The sequence below is a fragment of the Myxosarcina sp. GI1(2024) genome, assembly GCF_053543375.1.
Genome location: NZ_JBKGTY010000006.1, coordinates 40960 through 62475 on the forward strand (window position 1 = coordinate 40960; position 21516 = coordinate 62475).

Annotated in this window: 20 protein-coding genes and 1 pseudogene; 15 read left to right on the plus strand and 6 right to left on the minus strand. The window is 42.5% G+C overall.

Annotated elements, in window-relative coordinates; all coding sequences use genetic code 11:
- From ACLFKQ_RS20455 to ACLFKQ_RS20470, 4 genes and pseudogenes are all read left to right on the plus strand, one after another.
- Window positions 1–396: pseudogene (locus ACLFKQ_RS20455) on the plus strand (IS701 family transposase); the annotation flags it as partial.
- A gap of 50 nt (window positions 397–446) precedes the next feature.
- Entirely contained in the window at window positions 447–605 is a 159-nt protein-coding gene (locus ACLFKQ_RS20460) for a hypothetical protein (RefSeq protein ID WP_449001599.1), read from the plus strand.
- 5 nt (window positions 606–610) lie between these two features.
- Window positions 611–1780: an LptF/LptG family permease gene (locus ACLFKQ_RS20465; protein WP_449001600.1), complete on the plus strand. Its 1170-nt coding sequence runs from the start codon at window positions 611–613 to the stop codon at window positions 1778–1780.
- A gap of 291 nt (window positions 1781–2071) precedes the next feature.
- The gene (locus tag ACLFKQ_RS20470) at window positions 2072–3088 is read left to right on the plus strand and encodes a helix-turn-helix transcriptional regulator (RefSeq protein WP_449001601.1); all 1017 of its coding nucleotides are present in this window, start codon (window positions 2072–2074) and stop codon (window positions 3086–3088) included.
- A gap of 63 nt (window positions 3089–3151) precedes the next feature.
- Here the strand turns inward: ACLFKQ_RS20470 and ACLFKQ_RS20475 are convergent, their stop codons facing one another.
- Window positions 3152–3721 (minus strand): Uma2 family endonuclease, encoded by a 570-nt coding sequence (locus ACLFKQ_RS20475; RefSeq protein WP_449001602.1) that lies wholly within the window; start codon window positions 3719–3721, stop codon window positions 3152–3154.
- 233 nt (window positions 3722–3954) lie between these two features.
- Here ACLFKQ_RS20475 and ACLFKQ_RS20480 point away from each other — a divergent pair, with 233 nt between their 5' ends.
- The 5 genes from ACLFKQ_RS20480 (at window position 3955) to ACLFKQ_RS20500 (ending at window position 7604) form a co-directional block, all read left to right on the plus strand.
- Window positions 3955–4605 carry an AMIN domain-containing protein gene (locus ACLFKQ_RS20480; protein ID WP_449001603.1) on the plus strand — a complete coding sequence of 217 codons (651 nt, stop codon included), beginning with the start codon at window positions 3955–3957 and terminating at the stop codon, window positions 4603–4605.
- Between the two features lie 3 nt (window positions 4606–4608).
- Window positions 4609–4905 (plus strand): TonB-dependent receptor plug domain-containing protein, encoded by a 297-nt coding sequence (locus ACLFKQ_RS20485; protein WP_449001782.1) that lies wholly within the window; start codon window positions 4609–4611, stop codon window positions 4903–4905.
- Window positions 4905–6410, plus strand: a complete 1506-nt coding sequence (locus tag ACLFKQ_RS20490; RefSeq protein WP_449001604.1) for a TonB-dependent siderophore receptor — start codon at window positions 4905–4907, stop codon at window positions 6408–6410. The genes ACLFKQ_RS20485 and ACLFKQ_RS20490 overlap by 1 nt, the downstream gene beginning before the upstream one ends.
- 128 nt (window positions 6411–6538) lie before the next feature.
- The gene (locus tag ACLFKQ_RS20495; RefSeq protein WP_449001605.1) at window positions 6539–7405 is read left to right on the plus strand and encodes an ABC transporter substrate-binding protein; all 867 of its coding nucleotides are present in this window, start codon (window positions 6539–6541) and stop codon (window positions 7403–7405) included.
- Window positions 7371–7604, plus strand: a complete 234-nt coding sequence (locus ACLFKQ_RS20500) for a hypothetical protein (protein WP_449001606.1) — start codon at window positions 7371–7373, stop codon at window positions 7602–7604. The genes ACLFKQ_RS20495 and ACLFKQ_RS20500 overlap by 35 nt, the downstream gene beginning before the upstream one ends.
- A gap of 86 nt (window positions 7605–7690) precedes the next feature.
- Here ACLFKQ_RS20500 and ACLFKQ_RS20505 read toward each other — a convergent pair whose 3' ends face one another.
- On the minus strand, window positions 7691–8257 hold the full coding sequence (locus ACLFKQ_RS20505) for a Uma2 family endonuclease (RefSeq protein ID WP_449001607.1): 567 nt from the start codon (window positions 8255–8257) through the stop codon (window positions 7691–7693).
- 144 nt (window positions 8258–8401) lie between these two features.
- On the opposite strand from ACLFKQ_RS20505, the gene ACLFKQ_RS20510 reads away from it, so the two are divergent.
- From ACLFKQ_RS20510 to ACLFKQ_RS20525, 4 genes are all read left to right on the plus strand, one after another.
- The gene (locus ACLFKQ_RS20510) at window positions 8402–9421 is read left to right on the plus strand and encodes a helix-turn-helix transcriptional regulator (protein ID WP_449001608.1); all 1020 of its coding nucleotides are present in this window, start codon (window positions 8402–8404) and stop codon (window positions 9419–9421) included.
- A 165-nt stretch (window positions 9422–9586) separates the two neighbouring features.
- Window positions 9587–12127 (plus strand): TonB-dependent siderophore receptor, encoded by a 2541-nt coding sequence (locus ACLFKQ_RS20515; RefSeq protein WP_449001609.1) that lies wholly within the window; start codon window positions 9587–9589, stop codon window positions 12125–12127.
- Window positions 12128–12208: 81 nt separating this feature from the next.
- On the plus strand, window positions 12209–13249 hold the full coding sequence (locus tag ACLFKQ_RS20520; protein ID WP_449001610.1) for an ABC transporter substrate-binding protein: 1041 nt from the start codon (window positions 12209–12211) through the stop codon (window positions 13247–13249).
- Window positions 13242–14567 carry an MFS transporter gene (locus ACLFKQ_RS20525; RefSeq protein ID WP_449001611.1) on the plus strand — a complete coding sequence of 442 codons (1326 nt, stop codon included), beginning with the start codon at window positions 13242–13244 and terminating at the stop codon, window positions 14565–14567. The genes ACLFKQ_RS20520 and ACLFKQ_RS20525 overlap by 8 nt, the downstream gene beginning before the upstream one ends.
- Window positions 14568–14659: 92 nt before the next feature.
- Here the strand turns inward: ACLFKQ_RS20525 and ACLFKQ_RS20530 are convergent, their stop codons facing one another.
- The 4 genes from ACLFKQ_RS20530 to rpsO form a co-directional block, all read right to left on the minus strand.
- The gene (locus ACLFKQ_RS20530; RefSeq protein ID WP_449001612.1) at window positions 14660–16396 is read right to left on the minus strand and encodes a diflavin flavoprotein; all 1737 of its coding nucleotides are present in this window, start codon (window positions 16394–16396) and stop codon (window positions 14660–14662) included.
- Window positions 16397–16656: 260 nt separating this feature from the next.
- Complete coding sequence (gene aroF / locus ACLFKQ_RS20535; protein ID WP_449001613.1) at window positions 16657–17715, minus strand: 3-deoxy-7-phosphoheptulonate synthase; 1059 nt, start codon at window positions 17713–17715, stop codon at window positions 16657–16659.
- Window positions 17716–17765: 50 nt separating this feature from the next.
- Window positions 17766–18236 (minus strand): photosystem II biosynthesis protein, encoded by a 471-nt coding sequence (locus ACLFKQ_RS20540; RefSeq protein ID WP_449001614.1) that lies wholly within the window; start codon window positions 18234–18236, stop codon window positions 17766–17768.
- A gap of 15 nt (window positions 18237–18251) precedes the next feature.
- Complete coding sequence (rpsO, locus tag ACLFKQ_RS20545; protein ID WP_449001615.1) at window positions 18252–18521, minus strand: 30S ribosomal protein S15; 270 nt, start codon at window positions 18519–18521, stop codon at window positions 18252–18254.
- A 232-nt stretch (window positions 18522–18753) separates the two neighbouring features.
- On the opposite strand from rpsO, the gene ACLFKQ_RS20550 reads away from it, so the two are divergent.
- Complete coding sequence (locus ACLFKQ_RS20550; protein ID WP_449001616.1) at window positions 18754–21021, plus strand: amino acid permease; 2268 nt, start codon at window positions 18754–18756, stop codon at window positions 21019–21021.
- A 105-nt stretch (window positions 21022–21126) separates the two neighbouring features.
- Window positions 21127–21501, plus strand: coding sequence for a YkgJ family cysteine cluster protein (locus tag ACLFKQ_RS20555; RefSeq protein WP_449001617.1), 375 nt, complete (start codon window positions 21127–21129; stop codon window positions 21499–21501).
- Window positions 21502–21516: the final 15 nt, after the last annotated feature.

Consider the following 21516-nt stretch of genomic DNA (forward strand, 5'->3'; position numbering starts at 1 on the left):
TTTGAAGATGCTGAAGATATTGACTACTTACTCACAAATGTTGAGGGAGAAATAGTAACCGAGCAATGGATAGTTCAAACTTATGCTCAGAGAAACTGGATAGAAGTTTTCTATCGAGAAGCCAAGGGATGGTTAGGATTAAAAGAGTATCAAGTTAGAGATAAGAAGAGTTTGGAAAGACATTTTATTCTAGTTTTTTGTGCCTATACTTTTATCCTTTGGCATAAGCTTACTGGAGGTTTAAGAAGACGTTGGGCGAACAAACCTTTGGAGACATTTCCTGAAGCATTAGAAGCTTTTCGTACAGGTATATCTTATCGTTTTGTCCAATGGTTGAACCAAAATCGCGACGTATTCGTAGCTTATAAAGCTAGTTTGGGCTTTGTTTGGGCTTGATTTTTGTTTAAGTACCGCTAATTGCTTTTAGAAACAGAGTATGCTTTATTGTGAATTTATTTGTTGGTAAGTATGGCAAAAGAATTAACAACAAACTTAAAGTTCAACCAAAGAAAGTTTCGGCTGCTGCTTTGAGCGAATTCAATCTACTTAAGACAACAATTATACCTTTAACCAAGCAACCAGAAATTACTCTTCCAATTTTCTAACCGTGATGAAAATCGACACATTTAAGATCGACAGAGCTAAGTGGGGTTTATCCGTGATGAATTTTTACATCACCAAAGAACTTATCCTACCTTTTTTATTTGGCATGGGTATATTTACTTCTTTATTACTATCAATTGGAGCGGTATTCGATCTGATCCGCAAAGTTACGGAATCGGGATTGTTTTTGGGAATTGCGGTTAAGATTTTAGTTTTAAAAATGCCTGGATTTATCGTTTTGGCATTTCCTATGGCGATGTTACTCGCTTGTCTGATGGCATATAGTAGTCTGGCTAGCGACAGCGAAATAATTGCCCTACGGAGCATTGGTGTCAATACTTATCGCCTAATTTTACCTGCAATTATTTTTAGCTTATTCATTGTATTTGTTACTTTTGTATTCAATAATTTTCTCGCTCCTGCGGCAAATTATCAGGCAACTATTACCTTAGAAAAAGCTCTCGATCGAGCCACTCCTGCTTTTAAAGATAGCAATATACTGTATCCAGAATATACTAAAATTTTGCTACCAAATGGTAATAAAAAAACGGTTTTAACTCGCTTATTTTATGCCGAAGAATTTGATGGCAAGCAGATGAAAAATTTGACAATTCTCGATCGCTCTCAAGCTTCAGTGAGTCAAGTTATTACTGCTAGTTCTGCCACGTGGAATTTTGGCGAGAATATCTGGGATTTTTACAATGGAACTATATATATCATTGGCGATGATGGGGAATATAGTGATGTAGTTCGCTTCGAACACCAGCAATTAGCTCTCCCCAAAACTGCATTCGATATCACTCAACAAGATCGAGACTACAATGAGATGAATCTAGTTCAAGCTTGGGACTATTTAAAAATAATCAAACTGAGCGGTAAAGAACAGAAAATTCGCAAACTTAAAGTGCGCATTCAAGAAAAAATTTCGCTACCTTTTGTCTGTTTGGTATTTGCTTTAATTGGAGTAGCGATCGGCATTAGACCTCAAAGTTCTGGTAGAGCTACTAGCTTTGGCATTTGTATCGGACTGATTTTTACCTATTATTTATTATCATTTATTTCTAGTTCTTTAGGAGTGTCGGGAGTGGTTTCCCCGGTAGTAGCCGCCTGGCTGCCCAATATTTTAGGGTTGGGGGCATCGACGTATTTACTAAATCAGGCAGGAGAACGTTTGTAGGACAGAAGGAATAGCAAGTGAGTAGAGCAGCAGGGGGAGCAGGGGAGACAGAGAAAGATTTTTAGCAAAGGCGGAACTCGAAACGAGCTCATTGCTGCGGCAAGACGGCTCTAGGACGATAGTCTCTGTGTGATATGGGGCTGAAGAGAGATTTTCAAGAAGACGATTTATTGTTTCAAGCTCTCAATTATAAAAATCATACATCTGAGAATACCCCTGAACTCCCTCTGCCTTCATATTTTACTTGTTTAATGAGAATTTTATAATTAAGTTTAGATTTAGTTTAGCTAGATGAAAGTATATACCGACGTAGAATACGATCGCTTTTATGAAGAAACTTTATGCTACGAACAGATAGAAGCTAATCTTCGTGGATTTGATGAAGTTGAGGCATTTAAAAGCCTGTGGGATGAAGGACGGCGTTCTTATGCAAATTTATCATCGGGAATTAAATTAGAGGTTATTGACAGAGAGATATTACTCGATCGCAACCACTTTACAGAACACTACGATTGCAATTTTCTTACCGCTAAGTTTTATTTGAGTGGCTATCATAGTGTCATTTCTCCTGGTATCGATAGCATTGCGACAGAATACGCAGAAACAAAGGGACAGAACTATTTATTTTATTTACCCGATATTGAAGAAATAGAACAGTTTTGGGCTGGCGATCGCTGGCAAATGTTGAGAATTGAAATAGATATAAATACTATTAGAAGATTTGTTACCGAATTAAATACCGCTCCCAAACAGCTACAAGGATTAATTGAAGACAAGAATCCCCAACGATTTTACTTTACTTTGGGCGACATAACTCCCCAGATGCAAACTATCATTGGGCAGATTTGGCAGCATCCCTATCAAGGTGCGATCGCTCGAATTTATCTGGAGGCTAAAGCCCTGGAGCTGTTGGCGATGCAGCTAACTCAATTGACAGAGGTAAGATCGGGTGCGATCGAGACAAGATTAAGACCCAAAAGTATCGATCGCATTTATCAAGCTAGAGATATTTTAGCAACTCGCTTAGAAAAGCCCCCTTCAATCTCAGAATTAACCCAACAAGTAGGAGTTGGCGAACGTACTTTACGCCGTGGCTTCCGCGAATTATTTAACACGACTGTTATTGGCTATTTAACTTCATTGCGAATGGAACAAGCAGAGCGTTATTTGAGAGAAAGAAAACTTTCTATTTGTGAAGTTGCCAATTTAGTAGGTTATTCAAATCTAAGTCATTTTAGTGCTGCTTTCAAAAGTAAATTTGGTATTACTCCCAGTCAATGTATGGCAGGAAAGCTTTTAAATAAATAGCCCTAAAGGACTCGCTTCGCAACCGCATCGCAGTAGCAAGTAGCAAATAGCAAGTAAAGGAATTTAGGAGAAGTCTAGCCAATTGAATATATCTTCTACTATCAGTTGCCAGTTCTGTAAAACGTTTAATACAGGTAATATGTCTTGTTTTTCTTTTATTTCTGGTAATTGATTCGGTTGAAATACTGTAACTGATTCATCGACAGTATCTACCAAATAGCCTAATTTTGTACCATTTTGCAGACAAAATAAAATCTTGCGAATAACTCTATTTGCTGATTGTTCTGGAGAGAGAATTTCAATTGTCCAATCTGGAGCGATTTCAAATCTATTGGCGATTTGACCGTTATTATCTAAGGGAATATTTTGCCACTCGAATACTGCTATGTCTGGAACTATAGAACGTCCTACAAAAGTACAGCGCAGTTCTGTAAAAGCATAAGCTAGTTTTTTAGCTTTTCCCGCTTGATTGATAGCAGACGCCAGTTCAATTTGCAAAGTGCTGTGTTTTCCCTGTGGCATTGGCTTTTGTTGGATTTTTCCGTCAATATATTCACTCGCTGGTTTGGTTTCTGGTAATTCTAAAAATTCTTCTAAAGTAAGTGCTGAAGTCTTTTGAATAGGTGCTTTCATTGGTTTTGTTTCCAGGAAACTTCTTATTCCCAATTTTGATACGTAGTGTTGTGAAAAGCTACTCTGAACTTAAATTAATGATTGTTACAATCTCTAATAATGCCTGTTTGACAATATAAAATGCCGTTTTTTTGGTAGACGGGTTGCGATCGACTTCTATAAACTACTCCTCATCAAGTTATTAAGAATATTTTTAAATAAGGCGGTTAGTCCGTCGTGTTTGAGGAGCAAGAATGAAATTATTATCGATATTGTTATCCATTGCAGGTGTTTCGGGTCTGGTTTGGGTATGTCCCGTTGCTGCGGAGGTAGTTAGGGTAGAGGAATCGGGGAAAGTGAAGACGTTTCATGAAACGTCGGCTGCCGATTTATTGGCTCAGGGAGTGACACGGGTTACGGGAGTCGAGATTATTCAAACTGATGAGGGTTTGGAATTAGTCTTAGAAACCGTAGCGGGAAGTGAAAGATTAGTCCCGTTGATTCTACCTGAAGGGAACGATCTGGTAATCGATATTCTCGATGCGACTTTAGCATTCTCGATTAGAAATGGCGTAACCGAACTTAATCCCGCTCCAGGGATTAGAAGGATTGCGGTCAATAAAGCCGATGAAAATAGTATTCGAGTTAGGATTACGGGAGAAAATCAAACACCAAGCGCGGAAGTAGTTACTGGTAGAGACGATCTAGTTTTAAGCATCACTCCTGAAAGTGCCACCGCAGAACAAGAACCAGATGAGGAAATAGAAGTTATTGCAACGGGGCAAGCTGAAGATGATGATTACGTAGTTGATGAGGCTACCACTGCCACGCGCACCGATACACCACTACGAGATATTCCACAATCGATTCAGGTCGTACCCCAACAGGTGTTGGAAGACCAGTAAGTCATTCGCCTTGATGATGCTTTACGTAACGTTAGTGGTGTTTCTCAAAATAGTGCCGACCCCAGGGGTCAAAGATTTCAAGTGCGGGGTTTTGACAGTTCCAACGTATTGCGAGATGGTTTTCAACTGACCTTCGGCGGGGATTTCGGTAGCTCCGGATTTCAAGAGCTTTCCAATATCGAAAGAGTAGAAGTACTCAAAGGTCCAGCAGCAATTCTATATGGTACCAGCCAGCCTGGGGGTATCATTAACTTAGTGACCGAAATGGTACCAGCCAGCCTGGGGGTATCATTAACTTAGTGACCGAAAAACCTCTAAGCGAACCCTATTATAATTTTGAATTCAGCGCGGGCAACCGAAATTTAATCGAACCCAGTATCGATATATCTGGTCCTTTAACGAAAGATGGCAAACTGCTTTATCGGCTCAATGCTCTTTATCGACGGGAAGACTATTTCCGAGACTTTGATGTTGCGGTCGAACGCTTTTTTATTGCGCCCGTTTTGCAATGGAAAATTAGCGATTGCACCGACTTATTCCTTAACTTTGAGTACCTCGACGACCAACGCCCTGCCGATTTTGGTTTGGTAGCCATTGGCGATCGCGTGGCTGATATTCCCTTCGATCGCAATTTGGGGGAACTCGATGACGAACAAAATGCTGAGTCGATTCGGGCAAGCTATCGGCTCGAACATCGCTTTGATGAGAACTGGACTTTCAAAAATGCCTTTAATTTCTTAACCTACGACACGATATCTGAGACTGCAACACCTCTCGACTTTGATGAAACCACTGGGATCGTAACTCGTTTCTTTGAAGTTTCAGATCAACCCACTACCCAATATGAACTCCAAACCAATCTCACAGGTGAGTTCCAAACTGGATCCATTAACCATCAACTCTTAGTTGGCGTCGATCTCCAACGTCGTGATGACGGTCGTCCCGATCAAGTATTTAGAGGAGATTTTGACGATACCACTGAGCTCAATATCTTTAACCCAGTATATGGTGCGGCTGCTCGCCCTGCTCTAGAAGACAATCCGATCTATTTTACTGGAGATTGGAAGAACGATCGTCTTGGGGTGTTCCTGCAAGATCTAATTGCGCTGTCGGATAACCTGAAACTCTTGGGTGGAATTCGCTACGATGCTGTCTGGCAAGATAGTACCACCACGTTTTTGCAAGACACCACAGAGACCTCTCAGTTCACGGATGCCTTTAGCCCTCGGTTGGGCATTGTCTATCAACCCATTGAAGAACTGTCTCTTTATAGCAGTTATAGTCGCTCTTTCTTTCCTAATTCTGCCACTAACGTCGAAGGGGAAATACTGCCTGTAGAAAGAGGAGATCAGTTCGAGATCGGGGTCAGAGGAGAGTTCCTCAACGATCGCCTCACCAGCAGTCTGGCACTGTTTAATCTAACTCGTCAGAATGTTGCCACCACCGACCCGAACAATCCAAACTTTTCGGTTTCTACAGGTGAGCAACGCAGCCGCGGTGTAGAGCTAGATATTGCCGGAGAGATTTTGCCTGGTTGGAACGTAATCGCTAACTATGCCTACATTGATGCTGAAATTACCGAAGATAACGATCTCCCAGTGGGCAATCGTCTGTTCAATGTCCCAGAGAACAACTTCAATTTGTGGACGAAATATGAGTTCCAAACTGGCTCTTTGCAGGATCTTGGCTTGGGTTTAGGCTTCAACTTCGTTGGCGAGCGGTTTGGCGATCTTGATAATAGTTTTACTGTCGATAGCTATTTTTTAACAAATGCTGCAATCTCCTACGAACGCAATAAATGGTGAGCTGCTGTCAACTTCCGTAACTTGTTCGATGTGGATTATATTCAAGGGACTGAGAATAGCAGAACCAGCGAAATTTATCCTGGTCAAGGGTTTACTGTTATCGGATCTATCTCAGTGGAGTTCTAGAAATGATTTTTCGCCCAATTCGCCGCTCGATTCGCTTTCTCTTATTGGCGCTGTCTTTGGTGCTGTTGATTGTAGCTTGTCAAACTTCCTCGGTAGAACAATCCTCAGCTTCGTCGGGTTCAACGTCTGCTGCCAATGACTGCCGTATTGTAGAACACTCTATGGGAGAAACTAAAGTTTGCGGTCAGCCCCAGAAAGTTGTAGCTCTCAGTCCCCATATTTTAGATAGTATATTGGCTCTGGGTGTTCAGCCAGCAGGCTTGGCTCAATCCGTCAATTTCAAAATTCAAATCCACGACAATCCCACCGTACAAATTCCCTATCTTGGTAAATGGATAACGACCAATCCAATAGGATTGGGTAGTATCGGATCTCCTTCTCTCGAACGTCTTACCCAACTCCAACCAGATTTAATCTTGGGAGAAAATATAGCACATGAGGATGAATACCCCCTGCTTACTCAAATTGCTCCCGCTTTGATATTCAGTGAAATCAAAAATCCGAATCAAGTGCAATCTTGGCAGCAAGACATTGAAGGAATTGCTCTAGCTCTGGGAAAACAAGATCGAGTAGAACAACTCTTGGCAGCGCACGAAAAGCAAATTGCACAAGCAAGAGAAGCCTTACAACCAGTATTGCAAGCCTACCCCCGTGTACTTGTGATTGCTTCTAATTTAAGGGCGACCGATCTAGAATCACAACCTGAAAGTACCGTAGGTAGGTTGTTAGAAGAAATTGGCTTTGAACTCGTTCGACCAGAAGGCTTTCTAGACGCTAGGGCAACAATTTCCTGGGAAATCGTACCCCAGATCGAAACCGATCTGAATCGTAGTCATGACCTGGAGCGACGATCTGGCTCTAAATCCTGAAGATCCTATGCCTGAAAATACGATGCAGGAAAAATGGGCGCAAAAGCCAATACTAAACTCTATGCCAGTTTTTCAGCAAGGTCGAGTATTTTTTGTTGACTATTATCTTTGGAGCGGTGTTACACGCGGACCATTGAGCGATAAGCTTATTTTGGAAGCATTGCCAGATTTGCTATTGGGTAGCGTGGAGAAGGACTAGGTGACTGGGAGACGGGGAGATTGGGGAATCGAGCTATCGATCGCACCAACCGCAAACATTTAATGATTCTGAGTTGACTTTTTAAATCAGGCAAAAATTTGGGAAATAGACAAAGAAAAATTAGCAAATAAAGGGGAGGTTAAACGGTCGGTTTTAGTTAGAGTTTCTACTAACACCAATTGTCCCTTTTCTTGGCGATAAACTTCTAATTGTTTGTTAAAGCGATCGACAATCCAATACTCTCGAACTCCCCCTTGGGAATAGAGTTTTAACTTAGCCTGCTTGTCGCGATAGATATTGCGTTCTCCAGCAGAAAGCACTTCTACTACCAATTCGGGAAAACCTGTGAAATGCCCTGCTTCATCTTCAATTGCTGCTAATCGCTCGTTGCTCACCCAAACTAGATCGGGAATAACGCTGTCTTCTTGAGATGGGACAATGCCAGGAGTAGGAAGAGTATTTCCATCTCTATAACGTTCCGACCAATTTTCCAACGCTTTAGTTAGCCTCGCAATTATTTGTTGATGTTTCCAATGGGGCGCACGAGTCACAAACAATTCTCCATCAATAATTTCACGGCGGACACCTTCGTTTTCAGGAAGTGCATCTAAGTCCTGGATAGTCCATCGGATCGGGTTAATTGTTTTATTCATAACTTTCTATTCCCTACTCTATACTCCCTACTTCCTACTCATATATTAGTTGCTTCATGCGTAAATTTATCCTCATCTGGTTCGGTCAAATTTTACCTGTTTAATGAGAAAATTTATAATTAAGTTTTGATTTAGTTTAACTAGATGAAAGTATATACCGAAGCAGAATACAATCGCCTCTACCGAGAAACTTTGTCCTACGAGCAAATAGAATCTAATTTTAGTGGTTTTGATGTTGTAAAAGTAGCTAAAAGCCAATGGAGTGAAGAACAGTATCGTTTTGTTCAATTGTCATCGGGAATAGAACTAGACATTGTTGACGAACAGATGTTCCTCGACCGCAATGATTTAGTAGAACATGGCGATCGCCAGACCCTCGTCGCTAAATTTTATCTGAGTGGATATCATAACGTCATTTCTCCCGGTATCAAAGGCGTTGCCGCAAAATATAGAGAACGAAGCGGTCAGAATTATCTGTTTTATTTACCCGACATTGAAGAAATCGAACAATCTTGGGCTGGCGATCGCCTGAAAATGCTAAGAATAGAAATAGATTTGGAGACTATTATAAGATTTGTCACCAAACTAAATACCGTTCCCAAACAATTGCAAGGGTTAATTGAAGACGACAAACCCCAGCGATTTCATTTTACTTTGGGGGGGCTAACATCCCAGATGCAGACGACAATCGAGCAAATTTGGCATCATCCCTATCAAGGCGCAATCGCCAGGATGTATTTAGAGGGTAAAGCTTTGGAACTAATTGCTATACAGCTTGCTCGACTGACAGAATCAGAACTAGATACCGTTAAATCGACGCTAAAATCCCAAAGTATCGCTCGCATCTACCAAGCCAGAGATATTTTGGCGAATCAATTAGAAAATCCACCCTCGATCGCCGAATTGACCGAGCAAGTAAGCATTTCTGAACTTACTCTACGTCGTGGCTTCCGCGAACTATTTGGCACGACTGTTATTGGTTACTTAACTTCATTACGGATGATGCAAGCAAAATTATTATTGCGGGAGAAAAAACTTTCTGTAGCAGAAGTCTCTAATTTAGTGGGTTATTCTCATCTAGGATATTTTGCCAAAGTATTTAAACGTCAATTTGGTATTACCCCCAGCGAATGCTTGGCAGGAAAAGTAAGCAAAACGGGATGACTTGAAAGCTTAATACTTAGAATTTCTTTGCCCAATATATGTTTTGTGACTGCGGTATAGTTTTTGCGATAGACAAGCTCTAGTCAACTTCCATACACTACTTCTCATTAGCTATTAAGAATTATTTTAAATAAGGCGTTTGTTCGCTTGATCTGAGGAGTGCAAATGAAAGTTTTATCTGTATCGATATTTCGTTTATTAGCGATTTCTAGTGTATTGGGAATAGTTTTAATTGGTTCTGCAGAAGCAAAGGAAACTAAAGAACTAGGTAGCAAGAATAAAGAGGAAATACATCTCGCCCCAAGAAATACGGCTGCGGATTTGGTTGCTCAGGGAGTTACCAGGGTTACGGGAGTAGAGGTTATCCAAACTGAGTCAGGGTTAGAGTTAGTTCTAGAAACGGTAGCGGGAAGTGAAAGATTAGTTCCGTTAATTGTGCCTCAAGATAACGATCTCGTAATCGATATTTTAGATGCAACTTTGGCATTCTCGATTAGAAATGGCGTAACCGAACTCAACCCCGCACCAGGGATTAGAAGAATTACAGTCAATAAAGGCGATGAAAACAGCATTAGAGTTAGGATTACGGGAGAAGATCGAGCACCAAGTGCAGAAGTAGTTCCAGGCAGAGAAGATCTAGTTTTAAGCGTTATTTCCCAAGATACTGCAGAAGCAGAACCAGATGAAGAGCTCGAAGTTATTGCCACTGGTGAAGCAGAAGACGATGATTACTTCGTTCCCGATGCCAGTATTACCCGTACTGATGCGCCAATTATCAATATTCCTGGCACAGTTCAAGTAATACCTAGTGAGGTCTTTGAAGACCAAGGGGTGACTGAGTTGAATAATGCCTTATCGAAAAATGCTGTCGGTGTGGTTACCAATAGTGCGCCTAGGTCTCTCTTCAATAATGTCTTGATTCGCGGTTTTGATGTTTCTTCTAACTTTTTAAGAAACGGAATTCCAGAGACTTTTTTCACCCTCACACCACCCAGAGATTTGAGTAATGTCGAGCGACTAGAAGTTTTTTCGGGACCTGCTTCTGTCATCGGCGGTCAAATTTCACCAGGGGGTATTGTTAATATTGTTACCAAACAACCTCTATCGTCTCCTTTCTACGAATTGTCGGCTAGCTATGGCAGCTTTAACACGGTTGAAGGTACATTAGATTTTTCGAGTCCCTTAAACGATAGCAATACCCTCGGTTATCGCCTTAATACTTCTATTTATCACTCCGATACATTTATTGATGTAGATGATGTCGATATCGATCGCTTTTCCGTTGCCCCAGTCCTTAGCTGGCAAATCGGCGAGCAAACTAAACTAAGTTTTGAAGGACTATATCTCGATGCTCGATATCCTCTGATAGTGGGATTACCAGCACGGGGAACAGTATTAGATAATCCCAATGGTGAAGTTCCCCGAGATCGGTTTCTAGGAGAACCTAATGATGATGGTAACGACCGCCAGATTGCCCAGATTGGGTACGATTTAGAGCATAATTTCGATGAAAGTTGGTCGTTGCGTCATGCCTTTCGTTACACTAATTTTCAAAATGAGCAAATAGGAGCATTTGCTAGTACTCTACAGGACGATCTAAGAACTTTAGAACGTTTTGGATTTCTAGACATAGACGACATCGACAATTACCAAGCTACTGCCTATGTGACTGGTGAATTTAAGACAGGTAGTATCGACCACGAGCTATTAGTAGGAATAGATTATGTTTTTGAAGAAGATTTTTATGATTTTGAACAATTCGAAGCGGAAAATATCGATATCTTTGAGCCAGAATTCGCAGGTGGGTTAGGAGAATCTGTAGATGTTGGTAGCATTTTAGATACCAATGATGGTTTGGGAATTTATCTCCAAGACCAAATAAAAATGTTTGGCGATCGCTTGATTGTGGTTCTGGGTGGACGAGTTGATTTTGTCGGTAATACCTCAGAAGATTTACTCGATGAAACCGCCGAAGAAGAATCTCAGGACGACACGGCTTTTAGCCCTAGAGTGGGAATTGTATATAAGCTTGCCGATAACCTGTCTCTCTACGGCAGCTTTAGCCGCTCTTTCGAACAGGTAACAGGGACAACTGCCGAGGCTGAAACCTTTGAACCCTCTCGCGGTACTCAGTACGAAGTTGGAGTTAAAGCCAACTGGCTAGACGAGCGTTTGTTTACCACTTTAGCTTTTTACGATTTAACCTTTTCCAATTTAACGACGACCGATCCTGAAAATCCTCAATTTGAAATTCAAACAGGGGAACAAAACAGCCAAGGCATTGAATTGAGAACAGTAGGAGAAATTATGCCTGGTTGGAATATTGTTGCCTCTTATGCCTATACGGATGCCGAAGTTATCGAAGACAATGTTTTTGAAGTGGGCAACTCCCTGGCTAATGTTCCTGAAAATGCTGTGAATTTGTGGAGTACATATACAATTTCTCAAGGGGATTTAGCAGGTTTGGGATTTGGATTGGGTCTATTCTATGTTGGGGAAAGACAGGGAGATTTAGATAACTCTTTTGAGCTTGACGATTATCTCCGCACCGATGCAGCTATTTACTATCGTCGCAACAATTTAAACTTAGCACTCAATTTTCAAAATCTCTTTGATGTAGACTACATTGAATTTGCTGACGATGACCTAAGAGTTTATCCTGCCGATCCTTTTACCGTGCTATTTTCTGCCTCTTATGAGTTTTAGTAGTTAGTGGTTAGTCATTTGCAAGTTTTTAGCTCCCCCTGCCTCCTCCGCTCACATCACGCTCCCTCTGCTCCTTCTAATATGCGTAAACTACGTCGTTACTTATCCTGCTTCATCTTAGGAATCTGCGCTGTCGTCCTAATTGTAGCTTGCGATCGCTCTCCCGATCCTTCTCCGAGTAATCGCGCTACGGCGGTTAATTCAGAATCCTGTCGTCTGGTTAAGCATGAGATGGGAGAAACAGAAGTATGCGGTAGACCCCAAAAAGTTGCCGCCCTAAGTCCCCATATTTTGGACAGTATGCTAGCACTGGAAGTACAGCCTGTAGCTTATGCAGAAACAGAGGATTCAAAAATTCAAACCTACGACAAACCACAAGAGCAAATTCCCTATATCGGTAAATGGGTAACGACAGAACCAAAGGGATTGGGCGATCGCAAATCACCCTCTTTAGAACGACTAACTCTCGTTCAACCCGATTTAATTTTGGGAGAAAAATGGTTGCATCAAGATGAATATCCCTTGTTGTCTCAAATTGCACCGACTCTATTATTTAGCGATGAACGAGAAGATGGACAAAGAGTCTGGCAGCAGGACATCAAAGATATTGCCAAAGCTTTAGGCAAACAAACCCAAGCCGAAGAATTATTAGCAGCATTCGACCGACAAATCGCTCAAGCCCGTGTCGCATTGCAACCCGTGTTGCAAACTTATCGCCGTGTATTGTTACTTAGTTCTAATTTAACTACTTATGTTGCCTCTGACTCCGAAAGTACCACTGCCAGATTGTTGCAAGAAATTGGCTTTGAAATAGTTCAGCCACCAGGAGTTCGAGGCTATGCGGAAATTTCCTGGGAAATAGTACCCCGAGTTGAAACCGATATCATTCTAGTTTTGTCTTGGAGTGATGATAGTTTTTCCAATCCTGAAGCTATCTTGCGAGAAAAATGGGCAAATAATCTTTTACTAAACTCAATGCCAGTTTTTCAACAAGGTCGAGTATTTTTTGTCGATTATCAACTGTGGGGTAGTAATATTAGAGGTCCTTTGACGGATCGCCTGATCTTGGAAGCTTTGCCAGATTTATTACTCGACAGCGTGGAAGAGAAAAACAGTGCGTAAATTTATCCTTATCTGGTTTGGTCAACTTATCTCCACTATCGGTAGCTACATGAGCGAGTTTGCGCTGACTCTTTGGGCTTGGCAACTAACGGCTTCGGCAACGGCTTTAGCTTTAGTCGGTTTTTTCTCTTTGCTACCTCGAATTTTTATCTCTATCTTCGCTGGCATCATAGTAGATCGCGCCAACCGCAAACATTTAATGATCTTAGGCGATGCGATCGCTACTGGTTCGACTCTAGCAATTTTAATTCTTCATCTGTCGGGAAACTTAGCTATCTGGCATTTATATTTAGCTGCATCCATTAATGGCGGTTTTGGTCAAATTCAACAATTAGCTTACTCTACTTCAATTACCTTACTCGTTTGTCCCCAAAACTACACTCGTGCTAACAGTATGAATTCTGCGGTTCACTATGGCTCCAGTATCTTTGCCCCTGCTATAGCTGGTGTGCTTTATCCAATTATTGGTTTGGGAGGTATTTTGCCGATTGACTTGGTGACTTTTGGAGTGGCGATCGCCACTTTAGTTTGGATTCGGATTCCTCAACCCGTTCGGGAGCGGAGGAAGCGGAGAGGGCAGAGGGGTAGAAGAGGATTGGGCAATTTGTGGGGAGAAGTTACGTTTGGGATTCGTTATATTTGGCGACGGGATAGTTTGCGTATTTTACTGCTAGTTACAGCTTTATTTTGGTTTGCCCACGATTTGGCTGAAGCTATCGGCGATCCGATGATACTAGCCCGTTCGGATAACAATTCTCAGGTTTTGGGGGCAATCTTCTCCGCAGCAGGTGTTGGCGGTGTTACGGGTGCGGTAGTGTTAAGTGCTTGGGGCGGAACAAAACGGCGAGTTAATGGTATGTTGGCTGGATTTATGGGGGCTGGCGTTGCCAAAATGATATTCGGCTTGGGTCGAAGTTTGACTGTTTGGCTACCCGCTCAGTTTTGTTCTTCCCTTAACTTTCCCTTATTAGGTAGTTCGGAAACGGCATTATGGATGGAAGCGACTCTCCCAGAACTTCAGGGACGAGTTTTTGCTGCTAATTCTTTAGTTTTGCAGTTAGTAAGCGCGATCGCCACTTTAATCGCAGGACCATTGAGCGATAAGCTTGACAGCATGGCTTTGCTACGCTTTCTCGAACCCGCGATGCAGTCGCAGACCATTTTAAGTTCTCTGTTTGCGCCCATTTTTGGTAACAGTGCGGGTGCGGGTATGGCATTACTGTATGTTGTTTGTGCGATCGCTATGTTTTCGATTGGTGTAGTTGGCTATAGACTACCGCAACTGCATCGACTGGAAGGTAAAATCTTGAAAGATTGATGAAGGAATAGGGAAAACAGCGGCACTGGTCAAAAATGAGCCAAACAAAACTAGTAAAACTCCGTCTTCGACAGCTGTGCCTAAAGCCTAATTTAATAATGCGTGCCGGATTTGCGATGGTGGACTACAGTAACACCCTCAGACTGTAATAGTTCGCCACTCTCGGCAACTCCATAGATTAACCAATGATCGCCACACTCCATACGGTTAGTAATACGGCATTCGATGTAGGCTAAAGCATCTTTAAGAATGGGACTGCCGTTTGCCGTCTCTTTAGTTTCTACGCCTTCAAAACGAGCTTCTCCTGGGGCAAAAGGTTTGAGAAAATGCTTCATCAATCCCAGATGATTGCCTTGTTGCAGAATATTTAACACGAAACTATTACCCGTATGTAATAAAGATTCGATCGCCCGTTCTTTAGCCACCGCCACCGTAAGTCCTGGTGGATTAAAGGTAGCTTGGGATACCCAAGAAGCAAGCATTGCCCCCGATAATTCTTGCTGTTTGGTAGTAACTATACACAGAGAACCAATCAGTCTGCCTAAAGCTTGAGCGGTACGATCGGTATCAGTAGAAGATGTGGTTTTACGAGTTTTAGTGCGATCGCGTCTGGCTTTTTTCAGTGCTTGGGCAAAATCCGTTCCCGTTTCTTCACAGAATTTGAGCGTTTCATCGGTAGGTTTGAACTTAACTCGTATCGGTTCAAAACCTAGTTTATAGCCAGCGTTACGAAATTTGCTCTCCAACAGGTCGATCGCCTCGCCACTCCAGCCAAAAGAGCCAAATACTCCGGCTAGTTTCGTCTTATCGGCATTAGCAAGAACGATACCCAAGGCAGTCTGAATTTGGGTAGGAGCGTGCCCGCCTAAAGTCGGCGAACCGACGAGAAAACCTGCGGCTTGCTCGACTACAGCTTTAATTTCTTCTGGTTCGGCATATTCGGCATTAATCGACTCTACTGCTACCCCTGCTTTAGTAACGCCGCTAGCGAGTGCCTGAGCGATAGTGGCAGTATTACCGTAAGCTGAGGCATAAATTAGAGCTAATTTGATTTCGCGCTCGCTTTGCTGTTGCGTCCACTTGCGATAATTGGCGGTTAAGGGGATGAGACTGTAACGTACCAGAGAACCGTGTCCCGTAGCATAGACTCTGGCAGGTTTAGTCGCCAACTTATCTAAGCTAACGGCTATTTGACGGACATAGGGTGCCATCAAACAGTCAAAATAGTAGCGTCTATCTTCGCTTTCTACCGACCAGCCTTCATCAAAGACGCGATCGCCGCAGACGTGACAGCCAAAGAGTTTGTCGGTGTAAAGTACTTCGGTTTTGGGATCGTAGGTGCAAAGATGGTCGGGATAACGGGGATTGGGAGTTAAGATAAATTCTAAGTTGTGTCCTCGTCCTAAATCTAGAGTTTCTTCACCTTTAATTACTTTGATGTCTAATTTTAATTGCGTTTCTGCCAAAATTTTACGCAGAGAAAGGGCAGCAGGATTGGAACAGACAATTTTTATTTGCGGCGCGATTTCGAGTAAAGCTTTTAAGGTTGTAGCGCGATTGGGGTTAATATGACCCAAAATTAAAAAGTCTATCTGTTGGAGATCTAGCCTGGCTTGGAGAGCAGCGAGAAAAATTTCAGTAAAAGATTCTCCAGGAATATCGATTAACGCTATTTTCTCGCCTTCAATAATATATGAGTTGGCAGTAGTGCCTTTTTGCAGAGCGTATTCGATTTCAAATTTAAGCCGCTCCCAAGTGCGCGATCGCAACACGCGAGTATCAGCGGCAATAGGTAAGACCTGAACGTCTTTGGCTTTATTGGGAGACATGAGCTATAAATATTAGGTTTTTGATTGATATTTTTAGTTTACACCTGTAGGTATAGTTGACTGGACAAACAAAAAACGCGGCGATCGCCACGCTGATTTAGCCGAACTAGATTTGTTTAGATGTTGCTAAATTTAGCTATTAACTCAATCGATCGCTGGATTTTACATCCAGCGCTGCGATTAAGCGTTGCTCAAAATAGGCACTGAGAACTCAGAAAATGCGGTCGTTATTGACAAACCCTAAAGCTCAGAGCTTTTTTTTAGACGGCAGCCACTTTAGTTTCAGACCAACGCCCAACTGCTTTACCGATAACCTTTAGTTCTCCCATCAGGCTGTCAAACCTTTCTGGAGTTAGAGATTGAGGTCCATCGGAAAGAGCTTTAGCCGGGTTGGGGTGGACTTCAATCATCAGAGAATCAGCACCAGCAGCGATCGCCGCTTTTGCCATTAGAGGAACGTATTCGGCTCTACCAGTACCGTGACTGGGATCGATCGCGATCGGCAAATGAGTTAGGGAGCGTAAGACGGGTAATACTGCTAAATCTAGGGTATTGCGGGCATATTTGCGATCGAAACCGCGAATACCTCGCTCGCAGAGGATGAGGTTAGGATTGCCTGCGGCTAATATATATTCGGCAGCCATCAACCATTCATCAATTGTTGCTGACATCCCCCGTTTTAAAAATACTGGTTTATCCTGAGCACCGACTTTTTTCAATAGGGGGAAATTTTGCATATTTCTCGCACCTACCTGGAGAATATCTGCCACCTCAGCCACTTTTTCTACATCGGCAGTATCCATGACTTCGGTAATGATTCCCAAACCGCTAGCTTCTCTTGCTGCTGCGAGTAATTCCAAGGCACTCTCTCCGTGTCCTTGGAAAGAGTAGGGAGAAGTGCGCGGTTTATATGCACCACCCCTTAAAAAACTCGCTCCAGCCGCTTTAACCCGTTTGGCAGTTTCGATAATCATCGTTTCGTTTTCTACCGAACAAGGTCCTGCAATAATGACTATAGGGCGATCGCGCCCAAAGGTAACTTTACCATCTAGAGTTGAAACGGTAACTTCACTAAATTCGCCGTTACGAAATTCCAAACTAGCTCTTTTATAGGGTTTTTCGACTCTTAAAACGTTTTCAATCCAAGGGCTGATTTCCTGTATTTGCAGGGGATCGAGAGAAGCCGTATCTCCCACGAGTCCCATAACAACCTTGTGCTTGCCGATAATTTTTTCGGGTATCAGTCCCCAATCTTTCATTTCTGTTGCGATGCGCTCGATCTCCATTTCGGGAGAACCGATTTTCATTACTATAATCATGACAATGTTAAATTTTAAACGACGTGCTACAAGCTTAATTCTAAAAAAAATTAGTCGTTTTTTGTCTGCTGGCGATTTTCTCGCCAAGCTTGAAAAGTTCTTTGTATATTTGTTTTAAATTCTGCACCGCCGACTAAACTACCGACTCGCTCTTCATCCCAAGAAGCAGAAAAGATTCCATAACTCAATCCTCCCACTCCTAGAGCGAGAAAAGCAAAAGAAACTCCTAGGGCAACAAACGGCGGTAAATCTACCAACTTGCTACTAGAAAGCCAATAAAAAACGAACAAAGAAGACATTCCCAATACTGAAGGAATGCCACAAAATAAAGCCATACGCCTTGCCATGCGTTTGCTTACTACATCGGGAATTGCCGAAAGACTGGCTTCGCTTTTGACGCTCTTTCGAGATTTGGAAGTAGTTTTAGCGGTGTTTTCACTAGTGGAAATTTTTTGAGGCTGCTTTTTTTTATTTTGACGAGGTTCGAATGGTAAACGACCCCGTTTTGATTCTGAAGACATAGATTTCTCAGACGATTAACGACGAATGCCGAGACGAGCAATTAGCTGTTGATAGCGTTCGGTGTTTTTATTTTGAATATACGCCAGTAGTCGCTTGCGACGACCGATCATTTTCAGCAGTCCCCGTCTGGAGGAGTGGTCTTTTTTATTAATGCGGAGATGATTGGTTAGCTGATTGATTCTCTCGGTAAGGACTGCTACTTGTAAATCGGCAGAACCGGTATCGGTTTCATGAATTTGATATTCTGCCATTATTTCCTGTTTGCGTTTTTGGGTTAGACTCATGTGGTTATTGATTTTGCTAAATACTGATGTAAACTGCAATCTATTATAGTATCATCGATTTTGCCCTGCTAATGATGAAGTAAGACGAAAAACTAAAAATTGTGAGTTTTTTGCTCGCGACTAAATCCATCGTCAATAATTGATTTGAGTTTGCTCACAAGCAAGCTAGCTAATGGCGCTCGCTTGGCTCAAACTGCGATCGCCAAAAAACTGAAATTTATTTTTAGCTCAAGTGAAATTACCTACCGAGATTAATAATTCACCCAATTCTGAGTCGTCAACCAACACTCAAGCCGCTAGCTTGGGTACTTTTGGCGGTGTCTATACTCCTTCAATTTTGACTATTTTAGGGGTAATTATGTACTTGCGTTTTGGCTGGGTAGTCGGCAACGCAGGTCTAATTGGCACTTTAATTATAGTGACTATTGCCACCTCGATTACTTTTTTGACGGCATTATCGGTTTGCGCGATCGCCACAGATAAAGTCGTCCGCGTGGGCGGGGCATACTATATGATTAGTCGGTCTCTGGGAATTGAAACGGGAGGAGCAGTAGGCATTTCGTTGTATTTTGCCCAAGCAGTATCCGTAGCTTTATATACTATCGGTTTTGCTGAAAGTTTGGTCAATGCTCAAATCGATATTTTGGGTTTGAGCCTCGATCTTCAGCAGTACGGTCTCAACCAAACTTATGTCGCCCTGGTCATTACAATTTTAGTCGGTATCTTGGCACTTACTTCGGCTAGTATTGCCATCAAAGCTCAGTATTTTATTATGGCGGCGATCGCCTTTTCGCTGCTGGCTTTTTTCTTCGGACATCCTCTACCAGGAGTACAACCCCAGGGACTAGCTCCACCACCAGCAACGGCAGAACCCTTCTGGACGGTGTTTGCCGTATTTTTTCCAGCCGTTACGGGGATTATGGCAGGAGTCAACCTGTCGGGAGATCTCAAAGATCCCGTAAAATCTTTACCCCGAGGAACTTTGGCTGCGGTGGGTACGGGCTATCTAATTTATATGGTCTTACCGATATTTTTGGCAATGCGCGGCGATGCAGCTAGCCTGATCGATGAAAAACGCTTTTTGATGCAGGAAATAGCGATTGATGGCTTGGGTTTTGCCTTGTTGTTAGGAGTATGGGGGGCAACTCTTAGCAGTGCCATCGGTAGTATTTTAGGCGCGCCTAGAGTGTTACAGGCGATCGCCAGGGATGGAGTCTTACCTAAATATTTAAGCTTTCTCGGTAGCGGACACGGCAGAGAGGACCAACCCCGTAACGGAACTTTAGTTAGTTTGGCCGTGGCGATCGCTGCAGTTTGCATTGGAGACTTAAACATTATTGCCCCTATACTGACGATGTTTTTCCTCACCACTTATCTCGTGTTAAATGTGGCAGCAGCAATAGAAGGTTTTTTACAGAGTCCTTCTTTTCGTCCTTCATTTAAAGTTCATTGGTCTTTGTCGCTTCTGGGTGCCTTGGGCTGTCTGGGGGTAATGTTTCTAATCGATGCTAGAGCGACAGTAGTTGCTGCCTTAATCGTTATTGCTATTTATTTTTGGCTACAGCGACGAGAACTAAAAACTACCTGGGGTGATGTGCGTCGCGGAATGTGGATGGCGTTAATTGGCACGGGTATTTTTCAAATTGGGGAACAGGACGATACCAAAAACTGGCGACCTCATATTCTAGTTTTATCGGGTGCACCCCAAAAACGCTGGTCTTTAATCGAACTGGCGGATGGTTTGAGTCACAATAGCAGCTTGATGACAGTTTCTAGCGTCTTGCCTAGTGGTTCTCGCGATCTCGCCCAACAAAATCAACTCGAACGTACGATCCGCGATTATTTGCAGAAAAGAGGCATTCGGGCTTTGGTTAGAGTTATTACTGCTAGCGATCCCTTTGAAGGGGCGGTGCGTTTGGTGGAAACTTACGGTTTGGGACCTTTAGTACCCAATACTATCGTTATGGGAGATAGTGAAGAACCAACTCGTCGCCAAGCTTTCTGTCAGGCGATCGCCGAAATCCATGCCAGTCAGCGTAATTTAGTCATCTTTCATGAAAATCAAAAACAGGGTTTTGGTTTCCGTCGTACCATCGATGTTTGGTGGGGAGGACTGCAAAATAACGGTAGCCTGATGTTAATCCTGGCATATTTGTTACGTACCGATATCAACTGGCGTAATGCCAGAATTTATCTCAAACTGGTAGTAGCAGATGAAGTTGGGGCCGTTGCAGCGAGAGATAACATGAAAGATTTGAGCGACAGGCTACGTATTGATGTTATTCCCAAAATAATCATCGCTCAACAACGTTCCTTTGATGAAATTCTGGCTCGCTCTTCTCGCAATTCCGATCTGGTATTTTTGGGTATGGCAGAACCTCAAGAAAACTTTATGGAATACTATGAAAGTCTCCAGGTTCGAGTAGCAAAATTACCCTCGACGATTTTTGTCTTGGCTGCCAGCGATTTTGCTTTTGGCGAGGTGTTAACCGAACAGTAGAACAGAAGCAGGAGGCAGGAGGCAAAAGGGTTTAAGTCCAATTCAAACTCTTGAGAGAGAAATGCACTTTAGTAATCGAAATTTAGTACGAGCGATTGACATAAGATGAATGAATGTAAGAAGTGGCGTTGCGTTAGTAATTGCGGTGCCTGTTGTCATCTCGATCCTACCGAAAGACCAGATTTAGACAAATATCTGACCCCTGAAGAATTAGAACTCTATCTCAGCATGGTGGGTAAAGATGGTTGGTGCATTAATTTCGATCGCCAGACTAGAAAATGTCAGATTTACGAACATCGTCCCCGTTTTTGCCGAGTTAAACCAGAGATCTTTGAAGAGATGTATCAGATGAAATCTAGAGAGTTCGACGAATTTGCCATTGCTTGCTGTCATCAACAAATTTCTGGTGTCTACGGACGAAACAGCCGCGAATTAAAACGTTACCGAGCTGAAGTTGCAGATTTAGGAATCATGCAGTAATGATAAAGGGAAATA